The sequence below is a fragment of the Bradyrhizobium sp. NAS96.2 genome (assembly GCF_001908235.1).
Lineage (GTDB): Bacteria > Pseudomonadota > Alphaproteobacteria > Rhizobiales > Xanthobacteraceae > Bradyrhizobium.
The window spans coordinates 37,206-49,265 of record NZ_LGHK01000008.1 but is presented as its reverse complement, the minus strand read 5'-3'; the positions used below and the strand labels follow the sequence as shown (position 1 = coordinate 49,265).

The following is a 12,060-nucleotide window of genomic DNA, read 5'->3' as shown; positions in this document are numbered from 1 at the left end:
CCGTAAATCCTGGGTCGGTCGTGGTCTCCGCTCTTGCTTAGCGCAGTTGTCCAAGTACAATCTGATGTAGAGCACTGATTTGATTTCGCCCCTTTGTCGAAATTATACGATAACACCTGTTTATAGGAAGCCAACGGTCAATGGCCAAGACCATTTGGGCTTCAGAAGCCGTCGTTGAACGCATCGCAAACGAAGCCTGGGCCGAGGTTCAACTTACCTGTCCGGAAACGGCAGCAATTGAGGATGTCGTAACGGCCGCGATCAAGTTCTTTCGGTCGCCACAGGCCATAAAGGACAGCTGCCAGATTGCTTCAAGCCTCGGGTATCGCCCGTATGGCATCGAATATTCCCGGGCGTCCGATCGCCCCGATGACATGGAGACCTTCTCGGTAACTGCGGCCTCATCGACGCACATCTTCGATGATCCGATGGCCAACGATCTCAATCGCGCCTGTGCCGGGGCGTTTGCGCAGCTCGAGCGGGTTGCAGAAACCTTGATTGTATCGCTCGCCCGCCACGTTACCCAACGGTCCTTCGAGCAGGTTCTGACCGGTGGCCTGCACCGGTGGTCGACGCTGCAGATCAACTACTCCCGCCCAAGCGAGGTCCGGTCCTCATTCATCAATGAAGAGCATGAAGACGGCCATTTCCTCACGCTCGGCTACGCGACCGCGTCCGGCTTGGAGGTTCGGTTGCCGAGCGGCGATTATCTCGCCGTGGCGCCAGCGCGCGACTGCGCAATAGCGATGCTGGGGAGCGCAGCCGCGTTGATGACAGACGGCAGGTTGCGGCCGCTGTTCCACCAGGTCCGACCACCCACAGACTGTCAAGAACGGGTTAGCGTGCTGTTTTTCGCCGACCTCGCGCCTGATCTCTGCCGCGCGTGGATTGTCGGTGACACCAATCGCCATGTCGATATCGGAGGATATGTCAGAGCAAATCCGGTCCGGTTCGGATTGGAAGGATAAGGACCCGAGTATCATGTCCGAATGGGTCCTTGGCCTCGGTGGTTCCGACCACGACTTCTCTGCGGCATTAATGCGCGACGGCGATATCCGTGTTGCCATCGAACAGGAGCGGCTTTCGCGACGGAAGTACGGGATGACGCATTGGTTCGAAAGTCCCGTACAGCTGGCAATCGAGTATTGTTTGGCCGCTGAGGGGATCGCGTTGTCCGACGTGGCGGCGATCGTTTCGAGCGATACTTTGCCGACCAAGGTGCGTACGGAGTTTCGGGGCAGGAACCTTCGGCTTTTCCCCCACCATCTGTGTCATGCAGCTTCGGCCTACATGATGCTACCCCCCGGTTCAAAGGCCGGAGTACTGGTCTATGACGGTTTTGGATCGATCGTTGGTCCGATCGAAGACCAGGTCCGCGCTAAGCGTGAAACCTTCTCGTTCTTTCTCTTTGGTTCGGAGGGGCACCAAACTCTTGGTCAGACATCGGGGAGCGCGACCGTCGAAGGTGACGATTTCCCGATCGTCGTCACGGATTCCATCGGGCTGCTGTACGAACTCGTGACCGCCGAATTGGGGTATGACTCGCTCGAGGCGGGCAAAACCATGGGGCTTGCGTCCTACGGCGAGCCGCGTCATACCGGGATCCTCAATCAGTTCATTCGGTATCGGGACGATCCCGACGATTTCTTTCGCTGCGCTCTCGACAATCCTGATTTGCCGCGGGCAATTGAGACTCTGCTCCTGCAGTCGCCCAATCTGTTCGGCGCGAAGGCAGATCTTGCGGCCAGCGTTCAAGCGGTCATCAACGAGACGGCGCTTCGTTCACTCACGTTTTTTAGCAATAGGGCCGTCGATTACCTCTGCATCGCGGGCGGCTGTGCGCTCAACACCGTGACGAATTCACATCTGATCGAGAACACGACGATGGACGTTCCGTTCTCGATCGCGCCGCACAGCGGAGATGCCGGATTGGGCTTCGGCGCCCTCTGGCTCCATGAATTCGAAAAAGGAAAACGGCCGCCGCAGTTGACGTTCCGCAGCAGAAAAGTCGATCCTCTTCTCGCGCGGCCGGGACGGACCTATGCAGCAACGGAACGGGCGGCGGCAGTTCAGCAGTTCTACCCCCGGCTGAGCCTCGATCCATCGGTTCGAACCGCTCAAGATCTTGCGCGAATCCTCGCCGCTGGCGACGTGATCGGCCTGTTCAATGGAGGCTCCGAAATCGGACCGCGGGCCCTGGGTGGTCGAAGTATCATTGCGGATCCTCTGCGAATTTCGACCAAAGAACGGATCAATCGCATGATCAAGAAGCGGGAGCCGTTTCGGCCCCTGGCTCCGATCATTCTCGAGGATCGCTACGATGACTACTTCTTCGACCGACGATGCGCCGACCCGTACATGCTTAGGGTGGCACGCGTGCGCGAGCGTTGTCTCAACGAAGCGCCGGCGGTGGTTCACGTTGACCGTACAGCGAGGGTTCAGCTAATCGGGCCCGAAAGCGATGCGCTGCTCGCCAATCTACTCCGAGAATTCGACGCGCTGACCGGGCGTGCGGTCTTGTTGAACACGTCGTTCAACCGCCGCGGCGAACCCATTGTTGAGACTCCCCTTGACGCAATCGATGCGTTTCTCGGCATGGGTCTCGACGGTCTGTATCTCGACGGTGAATTCTATCGTGCCGCCAGCAGCCCGAGCCTGTAAAGCACCGCCCGCACCCCCTCGTCGAGCGATCTGGCCTGCAGCAACTCCATCGTGCACTCAATCAGGAGGCTGAGTCCTCCCGAACGCGAGAGCAGGAAATGACCAATGCGAGCCCATTCCTCTTCGTTGATCTGTCGACGTCCAATGTGCGCATCCTGCCGGATCTTGATCTCGATCAGATCTTCCTCGCTGACGGCCGCGCCACTGCTCCGCAGAAAGGAAAGCGTCTCAGCTGGATGCCGATTGAAGGATTCCGCGAGAACCCGCACCACCGCCCGTCGAATCCGGGGATCCGGGTGCCCGATGACGCTGCGCAGCGCTAACAGGCCCTCGGTCGGCCACGGCACTATGACTCCGGCGAGCGCCTGCAGCAACTGGATAGCTTCCTCGATCCTCCCCGCGGCGAGAAAAGTCTCCAAGTACTGCGTGTAAAGCGGCAGCGGACTTTCGGTTTCGGAGCGCATCTCGCGCAGATAGTCACCGTAGAGATGCCTTTGCCGCCGCAACGAAGGTAACAACACCCCGTAGGGATAGATCACACCAAATCCATCTTCGAAGATTCGATCGAATAGATCCTGAAAGCCGCGTCGCTCGCCACGTTCAAGTCCCGGCCTGAAGAGCAGCACATCAGGCCAATCTTTCAGGATCCTCGCTTCGTATTCGGCGAACACGTCGATGTCGTAAGGTGTGTTGTGCAAAACGTGCAAATACACCAGCGCTGCATGCAGGAAATCAATCTCGATCGGCGACGAAGCCCGCGAGATTGCGGACAGTCGAGATTTGACCAAATCAAGCGTGAGACGGAAGTCGTTGAAGCTCGATATCGCGAGAAGCAAATGGCAGAGATGATACTCAATCTCGGTATTGAGGGTCTGGGTATATGGCTGAAGTCCGTCGAATTGTTCTGCGGTAAGGACCTCGCCTGCACCCAGTCGCGCCAGGATAGCGGTAAACTCGGTGCGATCCTGGCGAGCGAAGAACTGCTCCAGCGCCTCGAGCGGAGCGTTAAAGATCAGCCGGTCGCAGTATTTCCGGATATGATCGGCAATGGCATCAGCGTCGGCTCCGGTCCACGCTTGATCTTTGAGCAGCATATCAAGCGACACATCGAGCGAGCGCAAGGTTCCAGCATACTCTTTGGGATGAGTGTTGTCGGGGCCAAGATGGGCAGCAAAGCCCAGTAGCCGTCCGAGCCGCTGCCAGCCTGGACACCTTTCGTCTGCGAAGAATGCAGCGTAGGGTTCGTCCTTAGTCAGTAGTGCGGGTGGACAGCCGGCCTCAAGGTACAATTTGACAAGCCGGTCGGTTGCGTAGATGTTGGCCTCTATGGCGACTGGCGAGGAAACACCGTCCGATATATTGGTAAGAACTTGGATCGCATCTGATACGGCCAATCCCGCGCCAAACTGCACCGCCGTTCGAAGCAGACTAGGTCCAATGCTGCCTTGGCCGGCGGCGCTGGACAGATCCAAGAGATATTGAAGCGCGACGGGATCCGCCTGCTCAGCCATATCTGAAAGTACTTCGCGACCGAAGCCAAACAGCATTTCGCGGTCGGCAAGCCCGTACTGACCAACCCGTTCATCAAGCGAGCGAAGGATCTTATCGATCGTTGCAAACCGCTTCTGCGGCAGCAGCTCGAAATATAGCCGCGCCGCCGCGATCGGCTTTGCCTGGGTCCGGAACGACTTCAGGTAGCGCAGGAGGTCGTCCACCGTCTCAAGGCTCGGACCACGCCCCGATCCGAGACCGAGCGCAAGGAAGAATTCCAGAGTCCGATCGTGGTCGAACTGCAGGTAGCCGTCGCCGGCATCGACGAGAACGTGGAGGTCTTTCATCAAACGAATGATCTCGCCCCGCAAGGTCGGAGGCTCGATGTCAATTTCACGAAACCTGTCCTGCTGTCGCGTCAACGTGCCGAGAGCGAGGCTGGCGAGTACGTCCTTGAGCGTTGCCGTGTCGATCAGCGAGCCGCGCCGGACCAGCTTCTCGTCGAGCGCCTGTTGATAGATGCGAGCGCCCGGTATTGCCGACATGCCGCGGTGGGAAGCGTCGGCGACGGCCCCAAACAGATAGGGATCATGAAGCTGACTGAAAACCGTTGGCGACAACTGCTCGGTATCGACCGTCGCGTAGCCGCGATCGTGCAACCGAGCCACGGCATCCCGGAGCTCATCATCAGTGAACTCACCGCAGGCAATGGTGCCGACGCCCTGATCCGCGGCTGTTTCAGTCCAGAGCGCTTTCTGCAGCTGCAGCAGGTCGATGTGCGACAACATCGCGTTCCACGTCTCCTGCCGGATTGTCGCGATCACACGGATCGCGCTGTCGGTCTCCGGAAGAAAATAGCAAAACCGCAATATGTTGCGAAACAGCTGTACGCATTTCGTCAAATCAGGACTGAACTCGTTGATGCCGTCGATGTAGAGAACCAGCCGCTGCTGACTTTCGGCGAGCCATCTTTCGAAGCGGAACAACGAGAACGGTCCGCGCGATCCAAGGCCTCCCAGCTGCTCGGCGACATATTGCTCAATGTCGCCGATGCCTTGGAGTGCGCGCGCCCGGATGAGCAACAATCGGCTCGCTGGATCGCCGTCCCATGAGGAGTGCAGCCGTATCCCGAGCGTCGTCTTTCCGAATCCCGACGGTCCCGATACTAGCGTCAGGACGCGATTTGACCGCAGAAACAAGCGAATCTGGTCCTCAGCCCGCGGGCGTCGTGCAAAAGCTTCGACAAGGGAGGTGCCGTCGCGCACGCCGTAGGCCTGAAGATATTCCCGATTGCAGTAATCGAGGCGCCACTCGAAAAGGCAGCGAAGATAGGTGGGCTCGATCATTTGCAGGGATGGCCGCTCAAGAACCGGACGAGCAATCTCCATCATCAGATCGTCGAACTTTCCGCACACTTGACGGATGCGCGACCCGAGCAGCTTGACCAAGGGCGACTCCGGCGCCGGACGAGTTGGACCGCACCAGAATATCCGGTTGCTGGTGCCGCTGACGGCGTCGGCAATGATCTCGGCGAGTGCCGGATCGTTGCCGCCATACCCGACGAAGACAAGGTCGTGCGTGCGCAAGATCTCGCCAAGCAGCTCGAGCACTGACGGATCGTAGGGCGGCGCCTGGATCTCCTCCGTTGTAAGAAACATCAGTGATCGCGACGCAATGTCGCCGTGCAGTTTGAGGTAGGGCTTTCGAGGCGGCTGGAAGCGCTCGTTGGCAAGCAGGTATGGCCGAGCGATGCCCGGGGCGTAGATCTGGAACAGGTCCCGTCCGAGCTCTTGCTGAGCCTTCTCAAGCATCCCGTCAAAGTTCGTCGTGACGAAGGCGTCGATGCCGCCACTTTCGGCCAACAAGACAAGCAGCTTGTAGGCGTCGGACGGTTGGAGTGGCTGCATCCGATGGAACAACCAGTCGATCAGAAGAGCCTTGTCGTCCGGTGCTTGCTGGGCGAACAGGGCCTCGAACTCAGCTTCGATATCCGTCGATGGGGTGACATCGAATAGCCGCCTTTTGCCGAACTCTACCAGCGCTTGTCGCTTCAGCTCCCAGAACGTAAGTCCGCCGGAGCTCAGGTCGGCCCCCGCACCAAGGAACACGCAGATCCGCGCGAGATGCCGCGCCGGGTTTGTTGCACGGTCGGCGATCAATCGCCCGAGCAGCGCGAGAGCTTCAGGAGTTTCGGATTGGCGGGTCATGACCAGCTATTTGGCTCGCTGATCCAGCCGTGCCTCGTGCACATAAACAGGTGTTATCGTATAATTTCGACAAAGGGGCGAAATCAAATCAGTGCTCTACATCAGATTGTACTTGGACAACTGCGCTAAGCAAGAGCGGAGACCACGACCGACCCAGGATTTACGGTTTTTTATGACTTTCAGCCCTCAGTTTTGCGCTTGGTTCCTCCAGTGGGCAAAGCTCGGCGATTGGCGGAAGGGCGTAGAGGGGGGCAGCCGCGATTAGCGATTGACCGCGGATCGGACCTGCACGATGAGAGCGGGTAGCGTCTCCGGAACGCCGAGACTCCCTTTGGCGACTGCTTATGCGCGCGTCGCTATTCACACATACGACTCGAGCTCGCCAAGTTGGATGCTGCATCTCTTGAGCCGCATCAGAGCAGGGGTCTGAAGCTCCGACACGCCGCTCTTCCAGAGCCTCTCAACAAATTCGTAGTCACCATCTAGCAGCTCGCTTCGTGCCTCATAACAGCGGTTGATCAGATTGCGAACGCTGATACCACCGATGTCACTGTGGGACGTAACGCTATCGCGAATTTCAAATAGCTTCTCCGCCTGTCGCGTGGTCAGGCGAAAGTCGCGTAAGGCGAGTAGCACGTCAGCCCGCCGACCACTGAACTTCAGGTCTTTGCGTTCCTTGGGCTTGAGTGCGATGACTTTTGCCGACTGGTCGGCAAGGTCACGCAAAAATATCAATTCCCATTCGCTGAAGATGCTTTCAGCGACCTTGGCCATGGCTAGCAAACTAACTGCAAGATTGCGGACCTTGACCGGATCGCTGCTGACCGCATGGATTTCGCGAGCGGAAGCCATTGGAAAGACCTGTGGATAGTCTGTGCATGGCAGGTGCAGAACTCGACGCGCAGATTCTGCGCTAAGTGATTTGCGGGCGTTCATCAAGAAACGGGACTGGCTATCACCAGAAATCTGCCCAGCTCGTTGGCTTTCCAGGAGGAGCTTTGAAGCGTCGAGGCGGCCTCCCAATGCAGCTGGCTCTGATTGCATTGCGACTTATATACAGAGCATAAAGCATCATGTGATCGATTTATGGATCATTCTCTTGACTTTTGCTTATTGATGATTTATAAATAGACCACGAAGCTTCCCCTGACCCGTTTATGGACCGCATGCCCAAGGTTACGCATCCCCATTCCGCCTACGCCACCGAAGCGGCAACCCGGCTCGGTCAGCTGATCCGCGAAGGGCGCATCGAGCGTCACATGACCGTTGCCACATTGGCGGAACGGGCAGGGGTCTCGCGCGGCCTGGTGCAGAGGATCGAAGCCGGCGACCCGGGATGTGCAATCGGTTCGGTATTTGAGGCCGCGGTGATCGTCGGTGTGCAGCTGTTCGACGCCGGGCCGGCCACGATGTCCCGCGAGGTTGAAACCCACCGCCAAAAATTGGCCTTGCTGCCCAAGGCGATCCGCAGCCACCGGACCGAGCCCAATGATGACTTCTGAGCAAACGCCCACCCAGGCCTATGTGTGGGTCTGGCTGCCGGACAGCACGCAGCCCGTCGTTGCGGGGCTCCTGCAGGCCAGCGGCAATCAACTCGTCTACAACTACGGACAGAGCTACCTGCGCCGCAACAACGCCATTCCGCTCTACGAGCCCGAACTCCCGCTGCGCAGCGGTGTCCTCCCGCTCTTGAACGGTCTCAACATGCCCAGTTGCATCCGTGATGCCGCGCCCGACGCGTGGGGCCGCCGCATCATCATCAATCGCAAGTTCGGCGCAGGCGGGAAAGACGTCGATCCCGGCAGCCTCGACGAACTGACCTATCTTCTGGAGTCTGGCTCGGACCGCATCGGAGCGCTTGATTTTCAGGCGTCGGCGTCAAGCTACGTGCCGCGTGAGGGTACGGAAGCATCTCTTGATGAACTCCTGAATGCCGCCGCGTTTGTCGAAAAGGGCTTGCCACTTTCGCTCGAACTCGACCGCGCGTTGCTTCATGGCAGCTCCATCGGCGGTGCGCGGCCGAAAGCCATGATTACCTCCGGGACCAAGAAATTCGTGGCAAAGTTTTCGTCCCAGAATGACCTGTACGGTGTGGTGAAGGCGGAATTCGTCGCCATGCGCCTCGCTGCCATGATCGGTCTCACCGCAGCTCCAGTTGCCTTGAAGCGCGCGGCCGGAAAAGACGTTCTGCTCATCGAGCGCTTCGACCGCGAGAAAGTCGCAGACGGGTGGCGCCGAAAGGCGATGGTTTCCGCGCTCACGCTGCTCGAGCTCGACGAAATGATGGCGCGCTATGCGAGCTACGAACAGCTCGCCACTGTGATCCGTCACCGCTTCACCTCGCCCAAGGAGACCCTGAAGGAGCTGTTCGGCAGACTTGTGTTCAACATCCTGTCCGGCAACACCGACGATCACGCGAGGAACCATGCTGCATTCTGGAACGGGACGGCGCTTACGCTGACACCCGCCTACGACATCTGTCCGCAGAACCGGACTGGTGGCGAGGCATCACAGTCCATGCTGATCATTGGGCAGGAGCGTTCTAGTCAGATCGCGCTTTGCCTAAAAGCTGCCCCCGTATTCTTGCTCAACGAGGAGGACGCGATCCATATCGCGACCGCGCAAATCAAGACTATCAAGCAGCGATGGAAGCAGGTGTGCGACGAGGCTACGCTGAGCGAAGTCGACCGCCATTTTTTGTGGCGCCGGCAATTCCTCAATCCCTACGCATTTGTCGACGCGCCCGAAGCCCTCGCAAGCATGGTCGGTTAAACGGGATGCCTTAAACCCAGCGCAGAACAGGCTCCGAGAGGATCATTGAGATCACCGCGGAAGGTGCGTTGCGGTCAGATTGCGATCCCAAGTCGAATGCGGTAGGTTCAGCATCATTGTATAGCCGTGGTCGAACCGCGGGCATTTTCAGGCAATGAGATATTCGATGCGCGCGACCGTTTTGTTTGCCATGTTCGTTGCGATCCCCTGCGCGCCGGCGTTCGCTTGGTGGGACGAGGGGCACATGCAAATCGCCTATCTGGCCTATAAGCAACTCGATCCCGTGGTGAAGGAGCGGGCCGATGCACTGCTCAAGCTGAACCCCGATTATGCGGTCTGGACGGCCGGTGCGCCGGCGGGAGCAGAGAAGGAGTACGCGTTCGTTCACGCGGCGACCTGGGCGGACGATATCAAGACCAAGGAAGATTATTATGACGACCAGGTGACGGATACCACGGCTAAGCAGATCACTCCGTATGGTCATCTCAAGCACAGCTATTGGCACTACAAGGACACGCTGTATTCACCCGACGGAACGACACTTCCCGCACCCGATCCGGTGGATGCGGTGACTCAACTCAAGACGATGATCGCCAAGCTCCCAGCGAGCGCGAATGCCTCGGAGATCATGCGTTCGTATTGTCTGAGCTGGACGCTGCATCTTGTCGGCGACCTGCATCAGCCGTTACACGCGGTCGCACGTTATACCGCGCAGATTCCGGACAACGGCGGGGACCGCGGTGGCAATCTGGAGATGGTCATTCCGGCGACGGGCCAGACGGTGTTGCTCCATGCCTACTGGGACGGCATATTCGGCGGCTACGCGTCAGTGGCTGGCGCTATCACCGATGCAGACGACAAGTTTAACGGGTTAAAGAACGTCACGCCCGACGCCGCAAAGGTGTCAAACCTCGATCCCGATACATGGGCGCAGGAGAGCTTCGAGCTCGCAAAGCAGGCTGCCTACGCAGCGCCGATCCGGAACGATAAAACGCCGGTTCAGCTGACGCGGGACTACGAGACCAATGCGCGCAATGTTGCCAGGAGCCAGGCGGCACTCGCGGCGGCGCGGCTCGCAAACCTGCTTAACGGCACACTCAAGTAGATCGGAAGGCCGGTCGCCAGCTGGCAGGATTGGCCGGTGCGCGCTCAAGCGGCCTGGAACAATCCGGGCTCAACTAGCAAGCAATCACTATCGCGCGCCGGTCCGCTTTTGGCGCAGATCCGCAGTTGCGTGGACGAGATAGTTCGAGTAGCTTGACGCAACCTTAAAATGTATATTCCAGCCGTTTGGCACAGCAATTTTGAGGTCTACCATGTCGAGCGACGACTTACTGCGTTCCTTTGTCGAACAGCATAAGGGCGAGGCGCATCAAGTGGCCTCCTTGGTCACCAAATCTGAAAGTGATCTGTACGCTCTCTTGGCATCTCGCGTGTCGACGCCGGCTGCCGGAATTGGCGACCCCGACGATCGATTTCGCACCGAATCCGACCCCGACGATCTCGAGCGCGGAGCTGCCGTCGAACTCGGGAAGCGGATTTTCTTCCGATGCTCACAGGCCGCACACGATTTCTGCTGCTCGCCCGGCGACCAGGATCGCAAATTGAGAGATGAGATGTTGAGCGCGATCTTCTCGAAGGAGGGCGGCGGCATCGCACTGTTGGCGGGCGCGCTGGTGACCGCGTTTGGCCTGTCACCAGCGGTCGCGGCTGTGGTCGCTGCCCTCCTGGTCAAGATCATTGTCGCACCAACGATTGCAGAAGTGTGTTCCGCTTGGGGGAATGCACTGAAGGCTAAACCTTAAATCCGAGGCTACTGTTGAAAGTATTGTTCGTGGCGTCCAACCCGTCCGACGGAGTGACGCTCAATCTTGAACGAGAGGTGACAGAGTTGCAGCGGCGCTTCGCGGAAGCGCCTGGGGACCCTGTGTCTTTTACTTTCCTCCCCGGTCTGCCTGCTGAGGATTTGCCGGCGGAATTGGCGAAGCACCGGCCGGACATCCTGCATATTTCCGCTCACGGGTCGGCCGAGCAGCTATCGCTCAGCAACGAGGTCGGCAAGAAGGTGGCATTGAGTGCTGACGCGCTCATTGCTTTCCTGCCGCCAGGAGCTCCACCCAGATTGATCTACTTGAATGCCTGCGACTCCAAAACGATTGCTCAGCAACTGACGCGCAGCGTCGGGATGGCGATCGGCACCACCGCGCCCATCACCAACCGCGCGGCCCGCGGCGGTGCTGTCGCGTTCTATGAGCGGCTTCTCTCTGGTTCTTCGGTCGGGGAGGCGTTTCGGGTCGTGAAATACATGGTCGAAACGTTGCAGGATCAGCAATCGAGCTCGGAAATTCACGCGCGTGCGGGCGTTAATCCCGACAACGAGGTGTTGCATCGTGTGCCGCGCCTGATCGCGGACTTCCTCGAGGGCGATCCCAGTTCGAAGCGAGGAGAATTTTCGATCAGCTTTGGCATGATGGGATGCCCTGCAAATACAATGCAGGTGATCTTTTTCACCGATGACGAGAGGTTTGTCGACGAGAAGGCCAACCTGGAAGGCGATCTGTGTATCGTCGCACGCAGGACCCCTGTTCGAGGCGTCATGTGGGCCGACCAAAGCAAGGCGTGGTCGGTCGTAGGAGATTTCCGGATATTTGCGGTTGGGGCAACCACTGATGGTCGTACCTTTTCGGTTGCGTCGACGCTGTGTGAGGCAATAGAGACACGCTATATTTGGGGGCCGGACAAATGCGTTCCTCCGGATGTTGCGGCCGCAATCGTTGAACTGCGGAACGAGGATCGCGGGCAGCTCGACTATCTCGCCGGCCGTCAGATTCGCTTGCGCAGAGAGGCGGAGCGGGGCCCGGTTGTCGCGTCTGAGCAGCGCAAGCTGGAAGACGACGGCTCGAGCTCACCCGATACGCGTTCGGCATAG

General features: G+C 58.7%; 9 protein-coding genes. 7 read left to right on the top strand and 2 right to left on the bottom strand.

Translation table 11 applies throughout. From position 1 onward, the window contains the following. The first annotated feature begins 140 nt into the window (after positions 1-140). Together AC628_RS01840 and AC628_RS01835 are read left to right on the top strand one after the other, a co-directional pair. A complete protein-coding gene (locus tag AC628_RS01840) occupies positions 141-968 on the top strand; it encodes a 2OG-Fe(II) oxygenase family protein (RefSeq protein ID WP_074125062.1) in 828 nt (275 codons plus the stop codon). A gap of 13 nt (positions 969-981) precedes the next feature. Further along, positions 982-2,661: a carbamoyltransferase C-terminal domain-containing protein gene (locus tag AC628_RS01835; protein ID WP_074125061.1), complete on the top strand. Its 1,680-nt coding sequence runs from the start codon at positions 982-984 to the stop codon at positions 2,659-2,661. On the opposite strand, the gene AC628_RS01830 is transcribed toward AC628_RS01835, so the two are convergent. Further along, positions 2,631-6,359: an SIR2 family protein gene (locus AC628_RS01830; protein ID WP_074125060.1), complete on the bottom strand. Its 3,729-nt coding sequence runs from the start codon at positions 6,357-6,359 to the stop codon at positions 2,631-2,633. The genes AC628_RS01835 and AC628_RS01830 overlap by 31 nt on opposite strands. Before the next feature lie 360 nt (positions 6,360-6,719). Then, positions 6,720-7,403, bottom strand: coding sequence for a hypothetical protein (locus AC628_RS01825; protein WP_143201394.1), 684 nt, complete (start codon positions 7,401-7,403; stop codon positions 6,720-6,722). Positions 7,404-7,516: 113 nt separating this feature from the next. Between AC628_RS01825 and AC628_RS01820 the strand changes: the two genes are divergently transcribed. The 5 genes from AC628_RS01820 (at position 7,517) to AC628_RS01800 (ending at position 12,060) form a co-directional block, all read left to right on the top strand. Then, positions 7,517-7,861 carry a helix-turn-helix transcriptional regulator gene (locus AC628_RS01820; RefSeq protein ID WP_349510098.1) on the top strand — a complete coding sequence of 115 codons (345 nt, stop codon included), beginning with the start codon at positions 7,517-7,519 and terminating at the stop codon, positions 7,859-7,861. Further along, positions 7,851-9,131, top strand: coding sequence for a type II toxin-antitoxin system HipA family toxin (locus AC628_RS01815; protein ID WP_074125071.1), 1,281 nt, complete (start codon positions 7,851-7,853; stop codon positions 9,129-9,131). Before AC628_RS01820 ends, AC628_RS01815 begins: the two co-directional genes overlap by 11 nt. A 166-nt stretch (positions 9,132-9,297) precedes the next feature. Further along, positions 9,298-10,236, top strand: coding sequence for a S1/P1 nuclease (locus AC628_RS01810; RefSeq protein ID WP_074125069.1), 939 nt, complete (start codon positions 9,298-9,300; stop codon positions 10,234-10,236). 211 nt (positions 10,237-10,447) lie between these two features. Beyond that, positions 10,448-10,936 carry a hypothetical protein gene (locus tag AC628_RS01805; protein ID WP_074125058.1) on the top strand — a complete coding sequence of 163 codons (489 nt, stop codon included), beginning with the start codon at positions 10,448-10,450 and terminating at the stop codon, positions 10,934-10,936. Positions 10,937-10,950: 14 nt separating this feature from the next. Then, a complete protein-coding gene (locus AC628_RS01800; RefSeq protein ID WP_074125057.1) occupies positions 10,951-12,060 on the top strand; it encodes a CHAT domain-containing protein in 1,110 nt (369 codons plus the stop codon).